This window comes from Salmonella bongori NCTC 12419 (assembly GCF_000252995.1).
Classification (GTDB): Bacteria; Pseudomonadota; Gammaproteobacteria; order Enterobacterales; family Enterobacteriaceae; genus Salmonella; species Salmonella bongori.
This window is the reverse complement of record NC_015761.1, coordinates 1242812-1269244: the sequence shown is the minus strand read 5'-3', so window position 1 is coordinate 1269244 and position 26433 is coordinate 1242812. Positions and strand designations below refer to the sequence as shown.

Here is a 26433-nt window from a genome sequence, read left to right as displayed (position 1 = left end):
TTTCTGCTACCATCCCAGCACGATTCACCTTGCAAAATGGCAGCGACTATGAAATTTGTCTCTTTTAATATCAACGGACTGCGCGCCCGTCCTCATCAACTTGAAGCGATTGTCGAAAAACACCAACCTGAGGTCATCGGCTTACAGGAGACAAAAGTCCACGACGAGATGTTCCCGCTCGAAGAGGTCGCGAAGCTGGGCTATAACGTTTTCTATCACGGTCAAAAAGGGCATTACGGCGTTGCGCTGCTGACAAAAGCTACACCTATTTCCATCAGACGCGGTTTCCCGAATGATGGCGAAGAGGCGCAACGCCGCATTATCATGGCGGAGATACCCTCGCCGCTGGGGAATATCACTGTCATTAACGGCTATTTCCCCCAGGGAGAAAGCCGGGATCACCCACTAAAGTTTCCCGCAAAAGCGCAGTTTTACCAAAACCTGCAACATTATCTTGAAACGGAACTCAAATGCGATAATCCGGTATTAATTATGGGCGACATGAATATCAGCCCAACCGATCTGGATATCGGTATCGGTGAAGAGAACCGCAAACGCTGGTTGCGTACCGGTAAATGCTCCTTCCTGCCGGAAGAGCGTGAGTGGATGTCGCGGTTGCTGAAGTGGGGATTAGTAGACACCTTCCGTCAGGCAAATCCAGAAACGGGGGATAAATTCTCATGGTTTGATTACCGCTCTAAAGGTTTTGTGGATAATCGTGGGCTGCGGATAGATCTTTTGCTGGCAAGCCGGCCGCTGGCAGAGCGCTGCGCAGAAACCGGTATTGACTATGATATTCGCAGCATGGAAAAGCCCTCCGACCACGCGCCGGTATGGGCGACGTTTCGCGTCTGATTCAGCCGCGTGGTTGACCGTAAGACCGGGATAGCGTGACGCTTCCCGGCTGGAATAGCGACCTTACCGAAGATGATAAAAAAAATTGATGTTGTTGCCGCCATTATTGAACGTGACGGTAAAATACTGCTGGCCCAGCGCCCAAACCATGCGGATCAAGCCGGTTTATGGGAGTTTGCCGGCGGTAAAGTCGAGCCTGGAGAAACCCAACCACAAGCGCTTGTCCGCGAGCTGCGCGAAGAATTAGGCATCGACGCAACGCCCGGCGCGTATATCGCCAGCCATCAACGCGATGTTTCTGGCCGACGGATTCATTTACACGCCTGGCATGTGCCTGCATTTACCGGCCTGATATGTGCGCTGGAACATCAGGCATTAGTCTGGTGTTCCCCAGAAGAAGCGCTGGAGTACTCTCTCGCCCCGGCGGATATTCCGCTATTGCTGGCGTTTATGGCTTTACGCGACGCCAGACCAGAGGATTTGTGCTGATGGTTTGCTCATCACGCTGACACTGGAGCAATACGCCTTCAACTTTTATCACCGCGCCCTCGGAGTAATTCTGATCCTGATAAACGCAACACTGAATGCAGGGCTGAGACGCCTGACCGCGCGTACTAAAAATCTCCGGCGGGACGTTCACTTCTATATCGGGGCGAACGGTCTGGTTTGCCAGCGCGACGATTGACACGACCGCTATCGCGGTAGCCACAAGGCATCGGAACATAGTATTTCCTTATTTTTCTGAGCATATTCTCAGTATAACGGTAAGCCGCCGCAAAAACTTTACGCCTCTTTCTTCATCGCTTTTGGTTATGACCCTCGCCCCGTTATGAATTTACTTAGCGCCGTCATTTTTTTCTTGCTTATCGTCACATCGCTGATGGTATAGTCAAAAACTGCAAACACCTATTCTGATAACACACAAATACAACCACATTAATCTATAAGAGGTTTTTATATCTATGGATCAGCCATGTTCTCTGGAGTCGTTCCTCAACCATGTACAAAAGCGCGACCCGCATCAAACCGAGTTCGCGCAAGCCGTCCGTGAAGTCATGACCACCCTGTGGCCGTTTCTTGAACAGAACCCTCGTTACCGTCAGATGTCTTTACTGGAACGTTTGGTTGAACCAGAGCGCGTGATCCAGTTTCGCGTGGTATGGCTGGACGACAGAAACCAGGTACAAGTAAATCGCGCCTGGCGCGTGCAATTTAATGCTGCGATTGGTCCCTATAAGGGCGGTATGCGCTTCCATCCGTCGGTAAACCTTTCCATTCTTAAATTCCTCGGCTTCGAGCAAACCTTTAAAAATGCCCTCACCACATTGCCGATGGGCGGCGGTAAAGGCGGTAGCGATTTCGATCCAAAAGGGAAAAGCGAAGGCGAAGTGATGCGTTTCTGCCAGGCGTTGATGACCGAACTGTATCGTCATTTAGGGCCGGATACCGACGTACCTGCCGGCGATATTGGCGTGGGCGGACGCGAAGTGGGCTTTATGGCGGGAATGATGCGTAAACTTTCCAATAACAGCGCCTGTGTTTTCACCGGCAAAGGACTGTCTTTCGGCGGTAGTCTGATCCGCCCGGAGGCAACGGGCTATGGCCTGGTCTACTTCACCGAAGCAATGCTTAAACGGCATGGCCTCGGTTTTGAAGGAATGCGCGTCGCCGTTTCCGGCTCTGGCAACGTAGCGCAATACGCCATTGAGAAAGCGATGGCATTTGGCGCGCGCGTGGTTACCGCATCGGATTCGAGCGGTACGGTTGTCGACGAAAGCGGCTTCACGCCAGAGAAGCTGGCGCGCCTGTGTGAAATTAAAGCCAGTCGCGACGGTCGTGTCGCCGACTACGCCCGTGAGTTTGGTTTAACCTATCTGCAGGGTCAGCAGCCCTGGAACGTGCCGGTAGATATCGCCCTGCCATGCGCAACGCAAAATGAACTGGACGTTGACGCTGCGCGCATACTGATTGCGAATGGTGTAAAAGCGGTGGCGGAAGGGGCAAACATGCCGACCACAATTGAAGCAACCGATCTGTTCCTTGAGGCAGGCGTACTGTTTGCGCCGGGTAAAGCCGCCAACGCGGGCGGTGTGGCGACATCCGGGCTGGAAATGGCGCAGAACGCCGCACGCTTAAGCTGGAAAGCCGAAAAGGTGGACGCTCGTCTGCATCACATTATGCTGGATATCCACCACGCCTGCGTAGAATATGGCGGCGACAACCAGCATACCAACTACGTTCAGGGCGCCAATATCGCCGGCTTTGTGAAAGTCGCCGACGCGATGCTGGCGCAAGGCGTGATTTAACACACCTTACAGGCCAAATAACGTGTTTAGCCGCCATCCTGCATTGCATGCCTGATGGCGCTACGCTTATCAGGCCTGGGGCGGGCTCTTTTTCGCCGGACGTTTACGCGGCGCGCTTTTTTTCTTACCTTCGCCCACCGGGGCGATAATGCCGCGAAACTGGCGTACCGGCGTCCGTTTCGCCTGCTCGATCAACTGATACAGTGTGCCTACCAGCGGCTGCATAAAATCCTGATAGCGACACTGTTTTTCGCTAATTTGCGTCAGAACAGACTCCCAGTGCGCCGTCATATCCGGACGAGTCGCCATTTCTGGCAGCGAATGGAACAGCGCTTTTCCAGCATCGGTCGAATGAATGTAGCGCCCTTTTTTCGTCAGAAAGCTACGTTTGAAAAGCAGTTCAATAATCCCGGCACGGGTCGCTTCTGTTCCCAGCCCATCGGTCGCACGCAGAATCTTTTTCAGATCTTTATCCTGCACAAAGCGGGCAATTCCGGTCATCGCGGACAGTAATGTCGCATCGGTGAAATGGCGCGGCGGCTGAGTTTGCCGTTCAACCACTTCGCCCTTTTCACACAGTAACTCATCTCCTTTCGCGACAATCGGCAGCGGCGTACCGTCGTTCTCCTCGTCGCGCTCTTTACTGCCCAGTAACGTCCGCCAACCGGCCTCCGCCAGAAAACGCGCTTTGGCGACAAATTTCCCTTTGGCAATGTCCAGTTCAATAACACATTTACGAAACACCGCGTCCGGGCAGAACTGCATCAAATACTGGCGCGCAATCAGGGCGTAGACCTTCGCCTCATTTTCCGTCAGGTGGACAGAAGAACTGCGCGCCGTCGGGATAATTGCGTGGTGCGCATCCACTTTTTTGTCATCCCAGCAGCGATTGCGCGTATCAGGATTAACCACAGGCTGCGGCAGTAAATCCGGGGCGTGGACGCTAATCGCCTTCATCACCGCGTGGCGGCCGGCAAAATGTTCCTCTGGCAGATAACGGCAGTCGGAACGTGGGTAAGTAATCAGTTTGTGGGTTTCATACAGTTTCTGACAAATATCAAGCACATTTTGCGCGCTCAGACCAAAGCGTTTGGCCGCTTCAATCTGTAACGTCGAGAGCGAAAAAGGTAACGGTGCGGATTCTGATTCCCGTTTATCATTATAACTGGTTACCAGCGCAGGCTGACCGTTGATCCGGTTCACCACATGTTCCGCCAGCGGACGATGAAGCAACCGTCCCTCTTCATCCTGATAAGGTTCACACGCCTCGCTCGGCTGCCAGATAGCGGTAAAACGCTCGTCGGCAGGCGTAACGATGTGCGCCTTCACTTCAAAGAAGTCTTTGGCGACGAAATTCTCAATCTCTTCATCCCGGCGCACCACCAGGCCAAGTACCGGCGTCTGTACACGCCCCACAGATAACACGCCCTGATAGCCCGCATTACGCCCCAGAATCGTGTACGCGCGAGTCATATTAATGCCATACAGCCAGTCCGCGCGCGCGCGCGCCAGCGCGGAAACGCACAGCGGCACAAAGTCGCTGTTCGCACGCAGTCTGTCGATAGCACGCTCCACCGCCTGCGGGTTAAGATCGTTTATTAAACAACGTTGCACCCGCTGACGCTTTTCGGCCGGAAGTTGAAGATAGTCCAGCACTTCATCGACCAGAAGCTGCCCTTCACGATCCGGGTCGCCGGCATGAACAATTTCACCAGCGTCTTGCAGAAAGCGTTTAATCACATTGAGCTGTTTGGTGACGGAAGGACGAGGCTGAAGCTGCCATTTCTCGGGTACGATAGGCAGATCGGCCAGGCTCCAGCGCGCATAGCGGCTGTCATACGCGTCAGGCTGCGCCTGCTCCAGCAAATGACCAATACACCAGGTGACCACCTGCCCGTTTCCGCATTCAATAAAACCGTCCCCCTTACGGTGCGGCTTTGGCAGCACATCCGCAATAGCGCGTCCCAGGCTCGGTTTTTCGGCAATAAACAACCGCATCAAGTTAACGGATCTCAACCATAGGGCGACCACTATGGGCTTCGACCAGTTCGCCAATCGCGGTCAGATCGATACCAAATTCCGCCGCGGTGGCTTTTACTTCGTCTTCGGCGTCTGGCGTGACCGCCAGCAGCAGGCCGCCAGACGTTTGCGGGTCGCACAGCAGGCTACGAACTTCACGCGGCATATCGCCTATCAGATGACCGTAGCTGGCAAAGTTACGCTCTGTGCCGCCTGGTACGGCGCCCAAAGCAATATACTCTTCCACGCCAGGCAGTTTAGGGATGTTCTGATAGTTAAGCTGCGCCTGCACGCCTGCGCCCTGGCACATTTCGCTTAAATGCCCCAGCAGACCAAAGCCGGTGACGTCAGTCATGGCTTTGACACCGTCGATATTGGCAAATGCGGTGCCGGCACTATTCATCCGGCACATGATTTCCGTGGCCAGTCCCTGATGTTCAGGCTTGAGCAGCGATTTTTTCTCGGCGGTAGTCAATACGCCAATCCCCAACGGTTTCGTCAGGAAAAGTTTGCAGCCGGCCTGCGCGGTACTGTTTTTCTTCACCCGTTCGGTCGGCACCACGCCGGTGACTGCGAGACCAAAGATGGGTTCAGGCGCATCAATAGAGTGTCCGCCTGCCAGGGCGATACCAGCCTGACGGCAGGCAAAACGTCCCCCCTCGGTCACTTCACGCGCAATATCGGGCGACAGGGTGTTGACAGGCCAGCCGAGGATCGCGATGGCCATAATCGGCTTGCCGCCCATCGCAAAAATATCGCTGATGGCGTTTGTGGCTGCAATGCGGCCAAAATCAAACGGATTATCGACTATCGGCATAAAGAAGTCGGTAGTGCTGATAATACTGGTGCCATTACCTAAATCGTAAACCGCTGCGTCATCACGGGTTTCATTCCCCACCAGCAGATTCGGATCGACGAACTTCGCCTGCTCGCTATGCAGGATAGTTTCCAGCACTTTAGGGGAAATTTTACAACCACAACCGGCTCCGTGGCTGTATTGCGTTAAACGAATGGCTTGCTCGCTCATGGACATCTCCTGTCATTGCAATCGCGCTATGGTAGCGCTCATTCCTTGATGTGATAAGTATCACTGTCTGAATTACCGCGCCTTTGCTCAGAATCCAGACAGTTTTAGCCCTCAATGTCAGAAGTAACGCACAAACGGTGTGGGATCGGGCATACCAATCGTCGTTGACGCTTTAAGCTGCGGCGTGCCGAGATAGAGAAAACCGACAATTTTATCCTGGGGACGGCATTCAAAAGCTGCCCGTACGACGGGGCTCTCAGTTAACGCGCCGCTACGCCAGATACCATTAAACCCTTGCGCTATCGCCGCCATTTGCATCGCCATCACTGCACATCCGGCGGACATCTCCTGCTCCCACACGGGTACTTTGTGATTTTCTTCACATTTTGCGACTACGGTAATGATTAGTGGTGCACGAAACGGCGCGGTACGCGCTTTTTCAATCGCTTTTTCATCTCCCCCGGCGGCAACGGCACCTTGTTCAAGAACGGCGCTAAAACGTTCGCGCCCTTCGCCTTCAATCACAAAAAAGCGCCACGGCTGTAGAGATTTATGATCAGGTACACGCATCCCCGCCCGCAAAATGTTCTGCAATTGCTCTCCGGTCGGCGCCGGTTCCGCGAGACGAGAAGCGCTACGACGATTGACTAGCAGTTCGAGTGCATCCATTTGATTAACTCCGCAAATGATATTTATTAACAAAATTAACACAGGAGCAGATTTTGTTACAGCACAGGCAGTGATTCCTGCTGACAACTGCCTGATGGGTCATTACGATAGCCACATCCTAATGCATTGTCCTCATTGAGGCATAAGCGTTGTTACTCAGATCAGATAGGAAGAATACATGCGAACCCTGTGGCGATTTATTGCCGGCTTTTTTAAATGGACGTGGCGACTGTTAAACTTCGTCCGTGAAATGGTGCTCAACCTGTTCTTTATTTTTCTGGTTCTGGTGGGTGTCGGGATCTGGATGCAACTCGGTAGTGGCAGCAACAGTGAACAAACGGCGCGCGGCGCGCTGCTGCTGGATATTTCCGGCACCATTGTGGATAAACCGTCTACCAATCACCGTCTGGGCGCACTGGGTCGCCAACTGTTTGGCGCCAGTTCCGACCGTCTGCAGGAAAACTCTCTGTTTGACATCGTCAGCGCTATTCGTCAGGCAAAAAATGACCGTAATATCACCGGCATCGTTCTGGACCTGAAAAACTTCACCGGCGCCGACCAACCCTCAATGCATTATATCGGCAAGGCGTTGCGCGAATTTCGCGACAGCGGTAAACCCGTTTTTGCTGTAGGTGACAATTACACTCAAGGTCAGTATTACCTCGCCAGTTTCGCCAATAAAATCTGGCTCTCCCCGCAGGGCCAGGTCAATCTTCACGGCTTCGCCACCAATGGCCTGTATTACAAAACGCTGCTGGATAAACTTAAAGTGTCTACCCACGTTTTCCGGGTTGGCACCTATAAATCTGCCGTTGAGCCGTTTATTCGCGATGATATGTCGCCTGCCGCCCGCGAGGCCGATAGCCGCTGGATAGGTGAGCTGTGGCAGAATTACCTGAATACCGTCTCTGCAAATCGCCAGATTTCACCGCGGCAGCTCTTCCCGGGCGCGCAGGCCATTCTCGACGGGCTAACCCGTGCGGGGGGCGATACCGCCACCTATGCGCTCGACCATAAACTGGTGGATGCCCTCGCCTCCCGCGCTGAGGTTGAAAAAGCGTTGACAAAGCAGTTTGGCTGGAGCAAAGCCGGGAATAACTATCGGGCAATCAGCTATTATGATTATTCGCTAAAAGCACCCGCCAATAGCGGCGGTACGATTGCGGTTATTTTCGCTAACGGCGCGATTATGGATGGCGAAGAGACCGCGGGAAATGTCGGCGGCGACACAACAGCATCGCAGATTCGCGATGCACGCCTCGATCCTAACGTGAAGGCGATTGTGCTACGCGTCAATAGCCCTGGCGGCAGCGTTAGCGCCTCTGAAGTTATCCGCGCCGAACTGGCGGCGGCAAAAGCGGCGGGCAAACCCATTGTCGTTTCTATGGGCGGTATGGCAGCCTCCGGCGGTTACTGGATCTCTACGCCAGCAAACTATATTGTGGCCAGCCCCAGTACGCTGACAGGCTCAATTGGTATCTTCGGGGTCGTCAATACGGTGGAAAACAGCCTGTCTTCGATTGGTATACATAGCGATGGCGTATCCACATCACCGCTGGCGGATCTTTCTATGACCAAAGCGCTGTCGCCGGAAGTGCAGCAGATGATGCAACTCAGTATCGAATATGGTTACAAACGCTTTATCACGCTGGTGGCGGAGGCGCGTAAGCGTACGCCGGAACAGATTGATAAAATCGCTCAGGGCCATGTCTGGACCGGTCAGGACGCAAAAGCCAATGGTCTGGTGGACGGTCTCGGCGACTTTGACGACGCCGTCGCCAAAGCAGCTGAACTCGCGAAACTGAAACAGTGGCATCTTGATTACTATCAGGACGAACCGACAGTCCTTGATATGGTCATGGACAGTATGACCGGATCTGTACGCGTCATGCTGCCGGAGGCCATTCAGGCAATGCTCCCGGCGCCGCTCGTTTCCGCCGCCAACACGGTGAAGGCCGAGGGGGATAAACTGGCAGCATTTAACGATCCACAAAACCGTTATGCGTTCTGTTTGACTTGCGCGAACGTTCGCTAATTTTTTATTTATGACCATGCCGGATGGCGACGCACAGGCGTCCTGTCCGGCCTGCGCAAAACTGCCAGGCCGGATAAGATCGGGTCGCTATCCGCTATTAATGACTACGTCCTTCGCGACAAGATTGAACATACCATGCAAAAAAAATCAATTTACGTTGCTTATACCGGCGGTACTATCGGTATGCAGCGTTCAGAGCAGGGATATATCCCGGTATCCGGCCACCTTCAGCGCCAACTGGCGCTGATGCCGGAATTCCACCGTCCGGAGATGCCGGATTTCACCATCCATGAATATGCCCCGCTGATGGATTCATCGGATATGACGCCGGAAGACTGGCAGCACATCGCTGAGGATATCAAAGCGCACTACGAGGAGTATGACGGTTTTGTTATCCTCCACGGCACCGACACGATGGCGTATACCGCATCGGCGCTCTCTTTCATGCTGGAAAATCTGGGTAAACCGGTTATCGTGACAGGGTCACAAATTCCGTTGGCTGAGCTACGCTCCGACGGCCAAATTAATTTGCTCAATGCGCTTTATGTCGCCGCGAACTATCCCATTAACGAAGTCACGCTATTTTTTAACAATCGCCTGTTCCGCGGCAATCGTACCACTAAAGCGCACGCGGACGGTTTTGACGCCTTTGCCTCCCCTAATCTGCCGCCCTTGCTGGAGGCGGGAATTCACATTCGCCGTTTAAATACGCCACCCGCGCCCCACGGTTCTGGTGAACTGATTGTTCACCCTATAACGCCGCAGCCGATAGGGGTAGTAACCATTTATCCGGGGATTTCCGCCGAGGTAGTACGTAACTTTTTACGCCAGCCGGTAAAAGCGTTGATCCTGCGCTCCTATGGCGTGGGCAACGCGCCACAAGATAAAGCCTTTTTACAAGAACTGAAGGAAGCAAGTTCGCGTGGTATCGTGGTAGTTAACCTGACGCAATGCATGTCAGGACGGGTCAATATGGAGGGGTACGCTACCGGTAATGCGTTGGCGCATGCCGACGTAATTGGCGGCGCTGACATGACCGTCGAAGCCACCTTAACCAAGCTACATTACTTGTTAAGCCAGGACCTGGATACTCCGGCGATTCGTAGCGCGATGGCGCAAAACTTGCGTGGTGAACTGACGCTGGCAGACTAAAAAGTCCGGCGACAAGGAGAACAGAATGACAAACAGGGCTTTATTGCTGGTCGATTTGCAGAATGATTTTTGTGCTGGCGGCGCGCTGGCCGTACCGGAAGGCGATAGCACTATTGATGTCGCCAACTATCTTATTGACTGGTGCCAGTCCCGCCAGATTCCGGTGCTCGCCAGCCAGGACTGGCATCCAGCCAGACACGGCAGCTTCGCCAGCCAGCATCAGGCGGAGCCCTATAGCCAGGGAGAACTGGATGGTTTGCCGCAAACACTTTGGCCCGATCACTGTGTTCAACACACTGAAGGCGCAGCGTTACATCCTCTGCTTAATCACCATGCGATCGACGCTACCATTTATAAAGGCGAAAACCCGCTGATTGACAGCTACAGTGCATTTTTTGACAACGAACATCGGCAGAAAACGACCCTTGATACCTGGCTTCGCGAGCATCGCGTTACGGAGCTGATTGTGATGGGACTGGCTACCGATTACTGCGTAAAATTTACGGTGCTGGATGCATTACAGTCAGGCTACGCCGTTAACGTTATCACCGATGGCTGCCGTGGCGTGAATATTCACCCGCAGGATAGCGCACACGCGTTTATGGAGATGGCGGCGGCAGGCGCGACGCTGTATACGCTGGCAGACTGGGAAGAGACGCAGGGCCAGGCTGTCGCCAGGTAGCGGCCCAGGCGTCGTATCCGGTCAATACATCACGCAACGATGAGACCATTGCATAGTTCTTTGGGGCCGGATACGTCGCGCCAGCATCGCTACCAGGCAAAGCTCAACGCAGGCTGGAGAGCGCTTCTAACGAAACCCTTCTCGTTTCAATGCCAAAACAAAATAATATCAGCGCGCACGTCACCAGCAGCATACCCAGCACAACAAAAACGGTGACAGATCCATACCGGGTCAGTAAAACCGCCACGCCGTAGGGGGTAAAGACAGCGACGATCCGCCCCACCGCATTCACAAAACCCGATCCACGTAGTCTAAGGTGCGTAGGCCATAATTCGGGAACGTAAACCGCCGAGGCAAAGCAGACGTACATATACAGAAAGGAAATCATTACTAGTCCATAAACCAGAATGGCCCATTCCTCAGTCTGTATCGAGTAAAAATATCCTACTACCGCAATAACGATAAGCAACAGCGAACCAAATAACCGTCTGGGGAAATGATCAATAATGAGCGCGGCGATAAATATGCCCACCGGCGCGCCAATCATAATGATGGCGGTCATGAAAATGGACTTTGTAACATCAATTCCTGAATTAACAAAAATTGTCGGAATCCATACCGTAATGGTATAAAGCGAAATGTTCATCGCAATCAATACAGTGATCGCCACTAACGTGCGCCGCAGCATTTGTCCTTTGAATAATAGCCAGAATGTACCGTTTTCAAAGCGCGATTCCATGGATTTATTGCTTTCCTGATGCGGCGGCAAAATAATACTTTTTTCTTTTTCTATTTGCGATTCAATCATGAGAAGCTGCTGTTCAGCCTCGCGTTGCCGCCCTTTACCTGCTAACCACCTGGGCGACTCTATAAAGTACTTTCCTGAAAGAGACCACGCCAGCAGCATCCCTATCCCGCCAAGGAGAAACATCATCCGCCAGCTTAAAAACGCAATGACCACTACGCCAATCCCCGCAGACAGCATCGGTGACCAGTTCCCTACAAAAGAGAGACGCGCGGACCATTTTCCTCGTACAACGGGAGGGATAAACTCGGTAAAAGAAGCATATCCAACCATAATCAATGCCCCCATGCCTGTCCCCATCAGACAACGAAAGAAAATCAGCCAGTACATATTGGGAACAAATGCGGCAGCCGTTGCGGAGATGCCCACAAGCAACAAATTCATGCGAAACGCTTTTCGACGCCCCAGGTAATCCCCAATAAAACCGCCGGTAAGCGAACCAATAAAATAGCCAAGCATCAGTGCCGATGTGAACGCGGCATTAAGATAATTATTCGACCAGCCATTGTTTATCAATTTGGCCAGAACCACATTTCCTGAGTAACTCAAAAACCCCGTTAATAGCAGGCCAAAACTAATTATTCCAAAAATACGAAAATGAAACAGAGATAAAGGTAAGCGGTCTAGTCTGGCACCGATATGATCATTGTCTTCCATCTGGATGGCCTCTAACGCAGCAAAATAATAAATTATTGTCTCGCGGCAAAGGGGTATTTGCCGCACTTGCTATCATCTGCCGTTTTTTTTGGCATAGTCCAGGCGAAAACAATCCAGGCAAGGATAATCTATAGATCAATAGACAAGCTGGATATTATTTTTATCGCAAAATGCGATCCATTCATCACCTGGCGTTTTATTCGTTATCAGGTAATGGATATGACTAAAATCGACCAACCGCACGAACGCTTTACGATCAAATTTTGAGTGGTCCACCAATAACGCCACCTCTGTGGCCTGGCGAATCATCGTTTTTTTGATTTCAGCCTCCGCCTCGTTAGAATCAAGCGCCCCGCTCGCCATATCCAGCCCTTTACAACTCATTACCATAATATCAACATGATAACGGCTGATTATTTCTTTAGTGATACGCCCCTGCAGTGATAGCGTATTTTTATTTAACTCACCGCCCGTAGAAACAAGATTAATGTCCGATTGCGCCAGTTCATGGAAAGCTTCCGCTGAATTAGTTAGCAAAGTAAGATCATTTCGGTCTTTCAGGAGTTTTAGCAATTCCATTACCGTACTGCTGGAGTCGGCGGCCATCGTTGTTTTGTTTTTAATAAACGGAAGCGTATTACGGGCTATAATTTGTTTCTCTTCATAGAACGATTTTGCACGCTTATAAAAATGGATATTGTCAGCCAGCACCGCCGAATTTAATACCGCACCGCCATAAGTTCGAGTCAAAAAGCCTTCATCTTCGAGTTTTTCCAGATCGCGTCGAATTGTCTCTTCGGTTACCTGAAAAATTGAACTCAAGTTAGAGACTGTTACTTTTTTATCATTAGCGACCATTTGTTTGATCGCCTGAATCCTGTCTTTCGCCGCCACGATTACACCTCTGTTTTCGACGTCATGATAAACATTGAGTATCTCACAGACTATGTTTATTTTCAAAATAACCTGTTTGAATAACAGATTTTATCTGCATTTCGCCAAAAAAGAGGTGTAATGTATTACTTATGGGTTGTCCAGCGCTTCCGCCATTTGTCTCATCAATAGCGCATCGTCATCCGTTAAGGTGATGGACAGCGCAGCGATATTCTCTCGTACCTGCTCCGGCGACGTGGCGCCGCTAAGTATCGAAATCAGTTCGCTTTGTCGCAATATCCACGCCAGAGCCAACGTCGGGACGGCGCAATGATATTTGTCGCACAATGGCTGCCACTGCTCCAGCATATCAATAACCCGCAACATATTCTCACGCTGGAACCAGAGTTTATTCGCTCGCGCCCCGCCGGGAACATAGTCACGGGTAATGGTGCCGGTTAACAATCCCTGCTCCAGTGGCGAATAAACCTGTACCACGATGCCGTGCTCGCGGCATAGCGGCAGCAGTTCCGTTTCCAGCGCCCGGTCAAGAATGCTGTATTTCGCCTGTATGATGTCCAGCTCGCCATGTTTAAGGTATTCGCGGATATGGCTGACATCTACATTCGCCGCCCCGATAGAACGGATTTTCCCCTCTGCTTTCAGCTCATTGAGCACGCCAACGGTTTCCGCAATCGGCGTAAAAAACGGCGGTACCGACTGCCAGTGGGTCATATAGATATCGATATAATCAATCCCTAGTCGCTGGAGACTGGCATCGACTTCTTTACGAATAGAGTCCGGAGAAAGATTTTTATAGAGCTGGCGATCGCCGACTTTATTGAACAAACTCCCTTCCCGCTCCCAGACGATCCCGCATTTGGTTTCCACCACCATCTCGTTACGCGGTAATTTTTTCAGGGCCTGGCCGACAATCACTTCGCTATTGCCAAAGTTATAGCCCGGCGCCGTATCAATCAGGTTAATACCGCAACGGTGCGCCTCAACGATAGTATCAATGCAGACCTGCATATCGAGGTTGCCATTCCATGCCGGACCGCCGCCGATAGCCCAGGTACCGAGTCCCATTCGGGAAAGTGCTATATCTGTATTACCTAAAGGTATCATTTTCATCTGCCGCTATTACCCTTCGTATTCATTCAGGAGTTGTTCCACTAGCATTCTGTTTTTCACGCCCATTGTGGCGCCCACGCTGAGTACCGATATCGCGGCCGTCGCATTGGCGAACCGTGCGCATTCGCGCAGCGTTTTTCCCTCCAGCAGCGCGGCGATAAATCCCGATGCAAAATTATCGCCAGCGCCAATAGTGTCGATGGCGGTAATGCCTGACACCGCAGGCACCTCCATTTTTATATCGGCACGTTTGATAAAGCAGCCTTTCTTGCCAGTTTTAATCACCACCGTTTTTACGCCACATTGCAAAAAACAATCGGCAATATCATCCAGCGTTTCTTTCCCGGTCAGTTTTTTGGCTTCATCAATATTAGGAAACAGATAATCGACAAAACTTAGCGCTTCGCGAATATCGTCCAGAGTTTCATTCAGCCGCGGTTTGATCATGTCAGCGCAGATAACCAGTTGATGCGCTTTCGCCTGCGTAAAAATAGCCGTTAATGCTTTGCCATCCAGCAGCGGGCTGTTAAAGATACTTGCCAGTGATAACAGCCTGACCTGAGAAAAACGGTCAAAATCGACATCGTTAATATTTAGCTTCCACAGGCTGCCGTTACGGTTAGTGACAAAGGTGCGCTCACCATCATCAGTCACCAGCCCAACATTAATTGAGGTATCAATATCAGCATCCTGCTTCAGGCTCTGAATATCGATATTCTCCTTCCGACAGTGGTCGAGAATAAAATATCCTGCTGCATCGTCGCCAACACGACTCATTAGCGCAGTGCGATGCCCGAGACGCGAAATAATCGTGGCTTCATTAATCGCATCTCCCCCGGTGGTCATGGTAATTCGTTCTAATGGATACGAATCGACATCAAAGATATTTTTACTAACCGGTTGCAAAGGAATGTCGACAATGGCCGCCCCTATGCAAAGAACTTCGATTTCGTCCATATCATCATTCCGCTTTACCATCTGAACCAAACAGTTTGATTTTTTCCAGCGCGCGGACTTTTACCGCTTTGCGTACTTCGCGTTCCAGATGCAGGAACGGCTGATCCTGATTCTCTTTTACCGCTACCATCGCGGCCTGACACAGTTCGGTGTGGATATTGATTTTCGAAATGCCCAGCAAAATGGCTTTTTTGATATCCGCGTCGCTAATGCCGGAAGCGCCGTGTAACACTAGCGGTACGGAAACTGCCTGGCGAACGCGCTCCACGACCTCAAAATTCAGTTTTGGTTCAGAGGTGTACACGCCATGCTGGTTGCCGATAGCGACCGCCAGCGAGTCACAACCGGTGCGCGCTACAAATTCCGCCGCCTGATCCGGGTCGGTATAGTGATACCCCGCCAACGCCTCTTCATACACCGTTTCGTTCCCTACGTGCCCTAACTCCGCTTCTACCGGAATACCCAGCGGATGAAAGAAATCAACAGCTTCTTTGGTCAGGCGAATATTTTCTTCAAAGTCAAAGGATGAAGCGTCACGCATCAGCGAGTTCATGCCGTGCGTCCAGGCATTATGGATAATGTCCATACTACGTCCGTGATCCCAGTGGGTAATTACCGGCACAGAGGCTTTTTTAGCCATGGAAACCATCATATAAGAGAAGTCTTCAAATGAAGTATTGCCCACAAATCCGGTACCAAAGGAGATAATAACCGGCGAATTTGCCTCTTCCGCAGCATCAATCACTCCCATCAACATTTCCGCATTCCACACGTTAAAGTGCGCAATCGCGTAATGTTTATTTTGTGCATCATTTTCCCAATATTTTATATCTGCCAACATCGCTGTTTCTCCCGTTTTTCATTAATCGCAAACTTTAATAACGCCTTTAATAATGTCGCGTTTGTTATTGACCGACTCTTCAAATGCACGTTGTACGTCTTTGTAATCGTAAATATGCGTCACCATTGATTTCACATCGAAACGCCCGGAGGAGATGGCATCAATAGTAACCGGATAGCGGTTGGCATAGCGGAATACCGTCTGGATGGAGACTTCACGGTTAATTTTGAGGAAATTAATCGCTGAATCTCCTGCGACAGTGCCGACAATCATGATCTTCCCGCCACGCATGACCAGATACGGCGCTTGCTGAGTTGTGACGGCGGAACCGGCGGTTTCAAACACTATATCGGCGCCCATATCATCGGTGAACTGCTGGCAGCGCGCGACAGCATCTTCTTTCGCCCCATTGATAACGGTTGTCGCTCCCAGTCGTTCAGCCATTGCCAGCCGTTTTTCCAGCACATCCACTACCGCGATATTGGTCGCACCCAGACACTTACACGCTTGCAGGGTCATTAAACCAATGCAGCCCGCGCCGAGAATGACGATTTTCTTACCCGGTTTAACATCCGCCAGCATTGCCGCGTGCATTCCAACAGCAGCGGGTTCCACCAGTGCACCTTCCATAGTGTCCATATTGTCCGGAAGCTTGTACGTAAAACTTTCCGGATGGCACAGATAGTGAGTTAAGGCCCCGCGATAATTCGGCTGCGTCGCCATAAAATCAACATCCGGACAAATATTGTATTTTCCTTCCAGACAATAGCGGCAGTGGCCGCACGGCACGCCCGGCTCGATATTAACCCGATCGCCTGGCTTAAATTTGCTTACCCGATTGCCGACCGCAATGACTGTTCCGGCACACTCATGACCGAGACCAATCTCCTGATTTGGATCCTTCGGAGGAATGAATGGCCCGGATTCAAAACCGTGAACATCTGAACCGCAAATACCGACATATTCCACTTTGATCAATACTTCGTTTTCTTTTGGTACTGGAATATCAGCCGCCATAATTGTCATGGTGCCCGGTGTTTTTAATATCGCTTTTGAATTTTTCATTTTTATTCCTTTATTTACTCGTGACCTTATCAATGCCCAGACTTTCGACCGAAACACCCTTGGTCTCGATTCCGATAGTCGCTATTGCGACGGCGACGATAATCGAGACAGCTCCCAGCAGGACGAAAACACCCGTCACGCCATAACCGTTGAGTAATACCGCCACCGCATAGGGGGCAGCGATACCGCTGATTCTGCCGACAGCGTTCGCCAGGCCGGAACCGCGAAGTTTCGCTTCTGTTGGCCAGATCTCCGGCACATAGACCGCCGAGGCATAACAGACATACATATAGACAAAGGTAATCAGGAAAAAGCCAATTAAGGTGATGAGCAACATGCTGGTTTGCAGCGAATAAATATATCCCAGCACAGCAATCAGAATTAATAAACCGACACCCATGGTTTTGCGCGGAATTTTATCCATTACCAGCATAGCGATAAATATGCCAAACGGTGCGCCGAACATACTCATGGTATTTAAAACAATCGAATCTTTGAGGTTTATGCCCTGTGTCATAAAGATGGTTGGCAGCCAGTTAATTAACGTGTATTGCACAACGTTCATGGCAATCAATACGCAGGAACCCAAAATAACGCGTTTCAGTAATACGCCAGTGAGCAACGCGGAATAAGGTACGGAACGCGGCGGCTTGCCGCTGCTTTCAATAACAACCGGCGGCAGCGGTTTTCCTGTCTGACGTTCGACGCCTGCTTCAATGGCCTGCATGACCTTTTCGGCTTCCTGATAACGCCCGCGCGATTCCAGCCAGCGGGGAGATTCAGGGAAATATCGCCAGGCAAACGCGGTAGCAATCAGCGACAGCACAGCCGGGATCAGTAACTGCACGCGCCAGTTCCATTCCGCGCTAATTAGCGGCGTCAGCCCCATTGCAATCAGGGAACACAATGGATATGACCAGTTGCCAATAAACGAAACACGACTCGACCAGGTTCCCCGATTTCTGCCGGGCATGTACTCGGTAAATCCGGCGAACAGCGTGACCAGTAGTGCCCCTAATCCCACGCCCATCACAAAACGACAGGCGATCAGAAAGCTCATATTCGGTGAGAATGCGCCAACCACCATCGCGGCGATATGGATTGCCTCATAGAGGATAAAAGCATTCCTGCGCCCGGTTTTATCGCCAATAATGCCGCCCACCAGCGCGCCGAGAAACATCCCCGCTGTGGTAATGGCGGAGAAGGTGGCTGTCGTGGAATTATCGGTCCAGCCTAACGCCTTGAGCTGGGCAAGAATTAATCCGCCGACGGCATTACTCCAGCAAACAAGCAGACCAAAGGCGACGACGGCAAACATTGATGAATGCCAGCGGCAATCCGGCAGGCGATCCAGCCGGGCGCCGCAGTGCGGTTTTGTTATCTGTTCCATGCGATAACGATCCTTTAGCAGAAAGGTTATTCATCAAAGTCGTAGGTCATGATCACTTTAATGGCTGTCTTATCGACCATCGCATCAAAGCCTTTGCGCCACTGAGAAAGACCGATACGATGGGTGATCATCGGTTTTACTTTGATAGCGCCGCTGGCAAGCAGGCGAATCGCATTGCGCCAGGATGTGGAGTCATAGGCCATATGCCCAATGATGCTTTTGTTCCACGCGGTAATGTCGTTAATGGAGAAATCCAACGGCTTAAATCCCATACCGACGCGAACCACTTCACCATTTGGCCGCAGCATGTCGATGGCCTGTTTAAGCGCAATGTTGGCACCGGAGCATTCGATCACCAGACCGAGGTTGTCTTTGCCGCAAATCTCCCGGCAGCGTACGACGACATCTTCCGTGGAGCCGTTAACAAACGCCGTCGCGCCGAGTTCTTTGGCCACAGGGAAACGGACAGGAACATCCTCATCCAGGCCAACCACCACGATATTTACCGCCCCCATAATGCGGGCCATTTGGACCGAAAACAGACCTAACGGACCGGTGCCGATGACTACCACGTCCTGGCCGGGTAAAAATTTGGATTGCTGGGCGATAGATTTATAGGCGTTGCAGATAGGGTCCAGTACTGCGGCTTCCTCGTAATCCACGCCTTCCGGGATCTCCCACAGGGCATGGCGATGGATTTTCAGGATTTCTCCCGGAACCAGGCAGTATTTGGAAAATCCACCGCCCCAGGTGTTGTTATCCAGACCCAGATTCACTTTTTCTGTACAACACAGAAAATCACCCTGTTCACAGGCTGGGCAAACGCCGCAAACGTGTCCGCTGTTGTCAGAAACCACGCGCTGGCCGACTTTCCAGTCTTTCACTTTTTCGCCCACCCGCACGATACGCCCGGCGAATTCATGACCGCGAACGGAGTTAAATTCGTCGGACCCGCTGTCAACGTTATAGTGCTTCATATCCGCGCCGCAGATCGCCGCCGCTTTGATTTCGATAATCACATCTTCCGGACCACATACCGGCTCCGGGACATCAATCATTTTGTAGCCGCCAAAGGCCTTGCCAAATCTCGCCAGTGCTTTCATTGCATCTTCCTTTGTGTTTGGTGTGTATCAATGCTGATCATACTTAACCATAAAATCTTTAAGGTCAACGATAAATCTTTAAAACACAGATAATGATCTGCATTTCACAACCAAGATCACAAACTCAACGAAACAAACGGCGATAAAACCAAAAAGATGGAAGCCGTATCGCGAAAGACGGCGTGAACGCCTTCGCAGGTTTCCATGGATGAAGATGCTAATCTTCTGCGGTTATTTTTTCGTCACTCTATGCTGTGGCATGTTTCTGTTTTAAATGTCAAAGAGGATCGTTAAAGAAGCTCGCGCGGTGTTTATTAAATTGGCGCAGGAGATTGTCGACAAATATGGCCTCGATGGGATCGATCTTGACCGGGAATATTCGGTTAACGTCGCATTTAAAAGCGCTTCGTCAGCTAATGGGCCCTAAAAAAGGGTCACCATCGCCGTCGGCGCGAATGCGGAAAGTCCGAAAAGCTGGCTGGACGTGAAAGCTATAGCCCCGTTGCTCGACTTAATCAATCTGATAACTTACGACATGGCTTATGGCACGCAGTATTTCAACGCCAATCTGTATGACTCAAACGCTGGCCTACTGCTGCTGCCGCTGTCAATGAAGTTTGCCTGGGGAAGGCACTGTTGCCCTCTCTTATGAAAATCCGCGCTCGGTGGCGATCAAAGCGGACCAGATTAAAAGCGCGGGCTGGCCGGCGCAATGTTCTGGGAAGAGGACGCCGATGACAATAACCAGTTAGCGACACAGTTGGCGGACCCGCTGGACATTAAGCGTTAATTGGTAAAAATATGGCGGGCCTGTACCTGACAGCAATGAGCAGGCCCGGTAAGCACAACGCATCGGCGATAAAAGTGCCGGATGATGGCTACATCTTATCCGGTTATCCGGCCTGCCAATTATTGCTGCATTTTTAATGTCGCAATCGGCTGGGGAGTAATGCCGAAATCCGCTTTGAGCTGCTGCTTGCTTTTCATCACCATCTGACCGTGAGTATCGATGGTCATATGCTGCGCTTCCGTATTGTGCCGCGCCTGCCACAACATCACCAGTTGCAGACAGTTTTCTTTTTGTTCCGGCGTCAGCGGCACACCATCCGGCCATTTTCCCACCTCCACCGCAGTAGCTAAACGTTGATATATTTCCGGCGTCATGCTGTTAATGATCTCATCAAGATTCATGATAGGGTCCGTTTCTGTGGAATAATTTGCTGAATCGTTTTTTCAACCTTTTATTTGATCGCCGTTTTTTTCGTCAGAAAAGGCCAGCGAGGCCGAGTTAACGCAATAACGTTCACCGGTGGGCTGTGGACCATCCGGGAATACGTGTCCAAGATGCGCATCGCAATGCCCGCAGCGGATTTCGACACGCTGCATTCCATGGGTAAAATCGTCTATATAACGGATTGCCTCTTCGCTGACAGGCTCGTAAAAGCTTGGCCAGCCGCAGCCTGAGTCATATTTAGTGTGAGAGTAAAAAAGCGGCGCATCACAGACCAGACAGTGATAAACCCCATCGCGTTTATTATGGAGTAAACGCCCGGTAAATGGCGGCTCTGTGCCACGATTTTGCGTCACATAGAATTGCATTTCGGACAATTTTTTCTTGAGTTCTTCTGCTGAAGGTTGGTTAGCCATTTGCTCACATCTCACTTTATACATGCTCACATTGCCTGACCGATTCTAACAAAACATTAACACCTCAGTACCAACTTTTGTTCTAAACTTGATCATTGCGAAATGGCGGCTCACGAATCGTGACTGATATCACATTATTATCTCGGTCGCCCTTTAAAATTCGGGGCGGTGGCCCCATGTGGTTTCAAGCCGAAAGGAAGAGTGAGGCGAATCAGCCGCGCAAAGGTTGTGCAGAGGATTGATTTGTCGCAATGATTGACACGATTCCGCTTGACGCTGCGTAAGGTTTTTGTAATTTTACAGGCAACCTTTTATTCACTAACAAATAGCTGGTGGAATATATGACTATCAAAGTAGGTATCAACGGTTTTGGCCGTATCGGTCGCATTGTTTTCCGTGCTGCTCAGAAACGTTCTGACATCGAGATCGTTGCAATCAACGACCTGTTAGACGCAGAGTACATGGCATACATGCTGAAATATGACTCCACTCACGGCCGTTTCGACGGTACTGTTGAAGTGAAAGACGGTCATCTGATCGTTAACGGTAAGAAAATCCGTGTTACCGCTGAGCGCGATCCGGCTAACCTGAAATGGGACGAAGTTGGTGTTGACGTCGTTGCTGAAGCGACTGGCCTGTTCCTGACCGACGAAACTGCTCGTAAGCACATCACCGCTGGCGCGAAAAAAGTGGTTATGACCGGTCCGTCTAAAGACAACACCCCGATGTTCGTTAAAGGCGCTAACTTCGACACTTACGCAGGCCAGGACATCGTTTCCAACGCATCCTGCACCACTAACTGCCTGGCACCGCTGGCAAAAGTGATCAACGACAACTTCGGTATCGTTGAAGGCCTGATGACCACTGTTCACGCCACCACCGCTACTCAGAAAACCGTTGATGGTCCGTCTCACAAAGACTGGCGCGGCGGCCGCGGCGCAGCTCAGAACATCATCCCGTCCTCTACGGGTGCAGCGAAAGCAGTAGGTAAAGTACTGCCGGAACTGAACGGTAAACTGACTGGTATGGCGTTCCGTGTTCCGACGCCGAACGTATCCGTCGTTGACCTGACTGTTCGCCTGGAAAAAGCGGCTTCTTATGAAGAGATTAAGAAAGCAATGAAAGCTGCTTCCGAAGGCGCAATGAAAGGCGTTCTGGGCTACACCGAAGATGACGTAGTTTCTACCGATTTCAACGGCGAAGTATGCACTTCCGTGTTTGATGCTAAAGCAGGTATCGCACTGAACGACAACTTCGTGAAACTGGTCTCCTGGTACGATAACGAAACCGGCTACTCTAACAAAGTTCTGGACCTGATTGCCCACATCTCCAAATAAGTTGAGATGAAACAGTCATTGGTAAGAGCGACTCTGGTCGCTCTTTTTTTTTGCCCAAAGATATCCCCGTCACACCTCAAATTTCAGAGGTGCTGACTACGCTCTCTCACCCGAATCACTGACAGAAGTCAAGCTTATCGGGATGAATCCAGGGACATCCATCTCCCTGACTGAAGGCAATCGGGTTGTTCAAATTTGTTGCTGACGAATTTGTCACTCACTTGCCGCGTTTACCCGGCCTGCGACCTCGCCCCATAGGGCCAGCGCAAGCGCTGTTCAAGGCACCTGTGCCTTGTCCTACAACTCGAATTATTTGAGGTAAAAAGGATTGCGTAATGATTAATAAAATTTTTGCCCTACCGGTTATCGAACAGTTTACTCCTGTCTTATCCCGCCGCCAGCTTGACGATCTGGAGCTGGTTGTTATCGACCATCCACAGGTTAAAGCCGCTTTTGCATTACAGGGTGCGCATCTTCTTTCCTGGAAACCCGTTGGCGAGGAAGAGGTATTGTGGCTCAGTAATAATACGCCTTTCAAAACCGGCGTGGCGCTACGTGGCGGCGTACCGATCTGCTGGCCCTGGTTTGGACCTGCGGCTCAACAAGGTCTGCCGTCACACGGCTTTGCGCGTAATCTACCGTGGGCGCTAAAAGCGCATAATGAAGATGATAATGGCGTAATGCTGACATTTGAGCTGCAAAGCAGTGAGGCCACCCGGAAATACTGGCCGCACGATTTCACGCTGCTGGCACGTTTTAAAGTAGGCAAAACCTGTGAAATTGAACTGGAAGCACATGGCGAGTTTGCAACCACATCCGCTCTCCACAGCTATTTTAACGTTGGCGATATCGCCAACGTTCAGGTCAGCGGACTCGGCGATCGGTTTATTGATAAAGTTAACGATGCCAAAGAAGGTATCCTGGCCGACGGCGTTCAGGCCTTCCCGGACCGTACCGATCGCGTTTATCTCAATCCTGAAGCATGTAGCATGATCCACGATAAGACGTTAAGCCGTACGATTGAGGTTGTTCACCACCATCATCTTAACGTTGTAGGCTGGAACCCTGGCCCGGCGTTGTCCGTCAGCATGGGCGACATGCCAGATGACGGCTATAAAACATTTGTGTGCGTTGAAACGGCTTACGCCACTGCGCCGCAAAAAGCCACAGAAGAAAAGCCCTCCCGTCTGGCACAGACTATCCGCGTCGCAAAACGTTAACGGAGAATGGTGGCCGGCGTTTCCGCAGGCAAGTTGAGGTTTCTCAGGTCTGACAGGCCCCGTTGCTGTCAGACTTTTTTCGCCGGATAACGATGTTCAGGCATCTTATCCGGCAAAAAAAGCGTTATTTGGCATCACACCATATCCAACGTGGTTTTGCCTTTTGGCGCGGGCCAGGCGTTGTCCAGTAAAGCAAGTTCGTTTGCTGACAAGGTAATCTCAAGCACCGCCGCATTCTGTTTCACATGCTCTGCACTTCCGGCTTTCGGGATCGCCACGACGCCCGGGTGCGCAATCACCCACGCCAATAAAATTTGCGCGACCGTAACGTCGTGTGTCTGTGCAATCTCATTCACCACGGGATGATTCAGTAAACCGCTACGTAGCCGTCCAGCCTGTGCGAGCGGGCTATAGGCCATCACTGGCATTCGCTGTTGTTGACACCACGGCAATAAATCATACTCAATACCGCGTGACGCCAGATGATAGAGCACCTGATTTGTCGCGCATTGCTGCCCTCCTTCTACACGCCACAGCGCCTGCATATCGTCATAATCAAAGTTAGATACTCCCCAGCGACGAATTTTCCCCTGCGCTATTAGCCGCTCCATACCTTCAACGGTCTCTTCGAATGAAACACTTCCGGGCCAGTGCAACAAATAAAGATCGAGATAATCTGTTTTGAGACGACGCAAGCTTCCCTCGCAAGCAGCGACCAGCTTTTGACCACCCGCGTTCCATGGATACACTTTTGACACCAGAAAGGCCTCATCGCGTCGCCCTACCAGCGCCTCGCCCACCACCTTTTCCGCACCACCATCGGCATACATTTCCGCCGTATCGATAAGGCGTAACCCCAGATCAAGGCCTGCACGTAGCGCCGAGACTTCACGCTGACGATGATCCGCACGCTCGCCCATATACCATGTTCCCTGCCCCACGGCCGGCAGTACCGCCTGACCGCTGAACGTTACGTTTTTCACTTTCATCATCTCCTCTACGGTGTCGCCAACGGTAAAATAATACAGGACACTTATCCCCTACGGTGATGTCCGACATCGTACTGCGAAAATGACTATTCCGATCGATTTTGACGTTTTCCCCCTTGCGGCGTTGCGAGGGTCAGGCACAACACCCGCCATTTTTGATCAAATCCGCTGCTTTTCATGTTGGTTATCGACATGCTTCAGGCTAATGGTCTTGTCACTGCCGAGCGTCCTTCGCAATCAAGTCAACGATGCGGGTAATATGCGCAGCAGGTTGATGATTCAGTAATAACTGACGCATCACATTCATATAGGGTGTTATATGCTGAAAGAACTGTAAGTATCCTTTGCAGAGATAATTTTGCAGTTCGCTGTCTTCCCTGCAGATTCTGTGTTTCGGACAGCCGCCGTGACAGGCAAAGCGCCAGGTGCAGTTCTGGCAACGTGAAGACAGGTTCGCTTTAGCCGCGCCAAACTGCTGCTGAAAAGGAGAAGCCGCCATCTCTTTTAAAGGCTGTTGTCGTAAGTTGCCCAGTTTATAAGAGGGAAAGACAAAATGGTCGCAGCTGAAAACGTCGCCATTCTGCTCCACCAGCAGGCTTTGTCCGCAGGTCGGCTGCATAGTGCAAAGCGTAGCGGGTTCCCCCATCCAGACACCCAGTAAATTATCAAAAAGCTGTACAAATATGCGCCCGACATCGTGTCGTATCCATTTATCAAAGACATCACACATAAATGCGCCCCACCCTTCAGGTGTGACGGAAAAAGGCAGCAGCGAAGGTGAAAAATTGACGTCAGGCATCGCCGAAGCGCAACCATCCTCCGGCACAGATTGCTCAACAACAGGGATGAATTGCAGATGTCTGCTGCCCAGTTCCTGAGTCAAAAAACGGTAAATCGCATTACCATGACGACATGACTCATCATTGACAACGGTGAGCGTATTGAACTCGACATCATTTGCCTGCAAGAGGCGGATAGCATTAACGACCCGGGAAAAAGACGCCCGTCCTGACGCCGTCTTCCGGTAATGATCGTGAACAACTTGCGGCCCATCAATCGATATACCGAGCAGGAAACGGTGCTGCGCAAAGAAAGCGGCCCACTCTTCGTTGATTAATACCCCATTCGTTTGCAAACTGTTATGGATAGTTTTGCCGTTGGCATAGCGCTGCTGTAATAACACTACTTTTTGGTAAAAAGAGAGGCCGCACAGTGTCGGCTCACCGCCCTGCCAGCAAAACGAGACGTCTGAGGAGGGCGTATCATCAATTACCCGACGGATATATGTTTCCAGCACATCATCAGACATGACACGCTGTGCCCGGGGTTTATCAAGATAGAAACAGTATTTGCAGGATAAATTACACAAACTGCCGCTGGGCTTGGCAACGGTATTGAATACTATGTTCATTCGTCTTACTCATGGTGAAGAATGGGCATAGCATAAGCGGAGAGTGACAGGTCGATAATAGCTGGCATTGCAACAATTAATGCACTAATTGTTAGTGTGATTGTAATAACCAGGCTTTTACACATTAACGCATAGTTATTTAAAGGGATGTTATAAAGCGTAAGCCGCGTAAAACTTTGCCATACTTTACGTTATCTGAAACGTCTTTATTACAGACAAAATAAGGCGTCTACGACGCTATCCCATAAAACGAATCCAG

At 51.0% G+C, this 26433-nt stretch carries 24 protein-coding genes and 1 pseudogene; 9 read left to right on the top strand and 16 right to left on the bottom strand.

Translation table 11 applies throughout. The features are described from left to right. Window positions 1-48 precede the first annotated feature (48 nt). Both xthA and SBG_RS06020 read left to right on the top strand, forming a co-directional pair. Complete coding sequence (gene xthA / locus SBG_RS06025) at window positions 49-855, top strand: exodeoxyribonuclease III (RefSeq protein ID WP_000673960.1); 807 nt, start codon at window positions 49-51, stop codon at window positions 853-855. Between the two features lie 72 nt (window positions 856-927). After that, the gene (locus SBG_RS06020) at window positions 928-1344 is read left to right on the top strand and encodes a pyrimidine (deoxy)nucleoside triphosphate diphosphatase (RefSeq protein ID WP_000591733.1); all 417 of its coding nucleotides are present in this window, start codon (window positions 928-930) and stop codon (window positions 1342-1344) included. On the opposite strand, the gene SBG_RS06015 is transcribed toward SBG_RS06020, so the two are convergent. Then, a complete protein-coding gene (locus SBG_RS06015; protein WP_000488095.1) occupies window positions 1304-1579 on the bottom strand; it encodes a YnjH family protein in 276 nt (91 codons plus the stop codon). The two genes, SBG_RS06020 and SBG_RS06015, sit on opposite strands and share 41 nt — an antisense overlap. Window positions 1580-1817: 238 nt before the next feature. Between SBG_RS06015 and gdhA the strand changes: the two genes are divergently transcribed. Continuing rightward, window positions 1818-3161 carry an NADP-specific glutamate dehydrogenase gene (gene gdhA / locus SBG_RS06010; RefSeq protein ID WP_000372638.1) on the top strand — a complete coding sequence of 448 codons (1344 nt, stop codon included), beginning with the start codon at window positions 1818-1820 and terminating at the stop codon, window positions 3159-3161. 69 nt (window positions 3162-3230) lie between these two features. On the opposite strand, the gene topB is transcribed toward gdhA, so the two are convergent. The 3 genes from topB to SBG_RS05995 form a co-directional block, all read right to left on the bottom strand. After that, window positions 3231-5159, bottom strand: coding sequence for a DNA topoisomerase III (gene topB / locus SBG_RS06005; protein ID WP_001235883.1), 1929 nt, complete (start codon window positions 5157-5159; stop codon window positions 3231-3233). A gap of 4 nt (window positions 5160-5163) precedes the next feature. Continuing rightward, window positions 5164-6207 carry a selenide, water dikinase SelD gene (selD, locus tag SBG_RS06000; protein ID WP_001294905.1) on the bottom strand — a complete coding sequence of 348 codons (1044 nt, stop codon included), beginning with the start codon at window positions 6205-6207 and terminating at the stop codon, window positions 5164-5166. Between the two features lie 117 nt (window positions 6208-6324). Continuing rightward, window positions 6325-6876 (bottom strand): NAD(P)H nitroreductase, encoded by a 552-nt coding sequence (locus SBG_RS05995; protein ID WP_000339307.1) that lies wholly within the window; start codon window positions 6874-6876, stop codon window positions 6325-6327. Between the two features lie 178 nt (window positions 6877-7054). Between SBG_RS05995 and sppA the strand changes: the two genes are divergently transcribed. From sppA to pncA, 3 genes are all read left to right on the top strand, one after another. Next, complete coding sequence (gene sppA / locus SBG_RS05990) at window positions 7055-8911, top strand: signal peptide peptidase SppA (protein ID WP_001259786.1); 1857 nt, start codon at window positions 7055-7057, stop codon at window positions 8909-8911. 135 nt (window positions 8912-9046) lie between these two features. Next, entirely contained in the window at window positions 9047-10063 is a 1017-nt protein-coding gene (gene ansA, locus SBG_RS05985; RefSeq protein WP_001170146.1) for an asparaginase, read from the top strand. Window positions 10064-10088: 25 nt separating this feature from the next. After that, window positions 10089-10745 carry a bifunctional nicotinamidase/pyrazinamidase gene (gene pncA / locus SBG_RS05980; protein WP_000184716.1) on the top strand — a complete coding sequence of 219 codons (657 nt, stop codon included), beginning with the start codon at window positions 10089-10091 and terminating at the stop codon, window positions 10743-10745. A 103-nt stretch (window positions 10746-10848) separates the two neighbouring features. On the opposite strand, the gene SBG_RS05975 is transcribed toward pncA, so the two are convergent. From SBG_RS05975 to SBG_RS05940, 8 genes are all read right to left on the bottom strand, one after another. Beyond that, window positions 10849-12207, bottom strand: a complete 1359-nt coding sequence (locus SBG_RS05975; RefSeq protein ID WP_000389920.1) for an MFS transporter — start codon at window positions 12205-12207, stop codon at window positions 10849-10851. A gap of 135 nt (window positions 12208-12342) precedes the next feature. Beyond that, window positions 12343-13101, bottom strand: a complete 759-nt coding sequence (locus SBG_RS05970; RefSeq protein ID WP_000719104.1) for a DeoR/GlpR family DNA-binding transcription regulator — start codon at window positions 13099-13101, stop codon at window positions 12343-12345. A 129-nt stretch (window positions 13102-13230) separates the two neighbouring features. Beyond that, window positions 13231-14214: an NADH-dependent methylglyoxal reductase gene (gene ydjG, locus SBG_RS05965; protein WP_000782142.1), complete on the bottom strand. Its 984-nt coding sequence runs from the start codon at window positions 14212-14214 to the stop codon at window positions 13231-13233. Between the two features lie 9 nt (window positions 14215-14223). Beyond that, window positions 14224-15171, bottom strand: coding sequence for a sugar kinase (locus SBG_RS05960; RefSeq protein WP_000343335.1), 948 nt, complete (start codon window positions 15169-15171; stop codon window positions 14224-14226). Window positions 15172-15175: 4 nt separating this feature from the next. After that, a complete protein-coding gene (locus tag SBG_RS05955; protein ID WP_000878875.1) occupies window positions 15176-16012 on the bottom strand; it encodes a ketose-bisphosphate aldolase in 837 nt (278 codons plus the stop codon). A gap of 21 nt (window positions 16013-16033) precedes the next feature. Further along, window positions 16034-17077 (bottom strand): NAD(P)-dependent alcohol dehydrogenase, encoded by a 1044-nt coding sequence (locus SBG_RS05950; RefSeq protein WP_000798084.1) that lies wholly within the window; start codon window positions 17075-17077, stop codon window positions 16034-16036. Window positions 17078-17087: 10 nt separating this feature from the next. After that, entirely contained in the window at window positions 17088-18467 is a 1380-nt protein-coding gene (locus SBG_RS05945) for an MFS transporter (RefSeq protein ID WP_000435319.1), read from the bottom strand. A 26-nt stretch (window positions 18468-18493) separates the two neighbouring features. After that, window positions 18494-19570 (bottom strand): zinc-binding dehydrogenase, encoded by a 1077-nt coding sequence (locus tag SBG_RS05940; RefSeq protein ID WP_000645186.1) that lies wholly within the window; start codon window positions 19568-19570, stop codon window positions 18494-18496. A 292-nt stretch (window positions 19571-19862) separates the two neighbouring features. Between SBG_RS05940 and SBG_RS23085 the strand changes: the two are divergent. Beyond that, window positions 19863-20360 (top strand): annotated as a pseudogene (locus SBG_RS23085) (glycosyl hydrolase family 18 protein); the annotation flags it as partial. Between the two features lie 119 nt (window positions 20361-20479). On the opposite strand, the gene SBG_RS05930 reads toward SBG_RS23085, so the two are convergent. Both SBG_RS05930 and msrB read right to left on the bottom strand, forming a co-directional pair. After that, entirely contained in the window at window positions 20480-20761 is a 282-nt protein-coding gene (locus tag SBG_RS05930; RefSeq protein WP_001046860.1) for a YeaC family protein, read from the bottom strand. A 42-nt stretch (window positions 20762-20803) separates the two neighbouring features. Continuing rightward, complete coding sequence (gene msrB, locus SBG_RS05925) at window positions 20804-21217, bottom strand: peptide-methionine (R)-S-oxide reductase MsrB (RefSeq protein ID WP_024134995.1); 414 nt, start codon at window positions 21215-21217, stop codon at window positions 20804-20806. A gap of 341 nt (window positions 21218-21558) precedes the next feature. On the opposite strand from msrB, the gene gapA reads away from it, so the two are divergent. After that, entirely contained in the window at window positions 21559-22554 is a 996-nt protein-coding gene (gapA, locus tag SBG_RS05920) for a glyceraldehyde-3-phosphate dehydrogenase (protein WP_000153508.1), read from the top strand. A 335-nt stretch (window positions 22555-22889) separates the two neighbouring features. Further along, window positions 22890-23774, top strand: coding sequence for a D-hexose-6-phosphate mutarotase (locus SBG_RS05915; protein ID WP_000608647.1), 885 nt, complete (start codon window positions 22890-22892; stop codon window positions 23772-23774). A gap of 134 nt (window positions 23775-23908) precedes the next feature. Here SBG_RS05915 and SBG_RS05910 read toward each other — a convergent pair whose 3' ends face one another. Together SBG_RS05910 and SBG_RS05905 are read right to left on the bottom strand one after the other, a co-directional pair. Next, the gene (locus tag SBG_RS05910) at window positions 23909-24766 is read right to left on the bottom strand and encodes an aldo/keto reductase (RefSeq protein ID WP_000978602.1); all 858 of its coding nucleotides are present in this window, start codon (window positions 24764-24766) and stop codon (window positions 23909-23911) included. Window positions 24767-24977: 211 nt separating this feature from the next. Next, on the bottom strand, window positions 24978-26174 hold the full coding sequence (locus SBG_RS05905) for an anaerobic sulfatase maturase (RefSeq protein ID WP_001028190.1): 1197 nt from the start codon (window positions 26172-26174) through the stop codon (window positions 24978-24980). Window positions 26175-26433 lie beyond the last annotated feature (259 nt).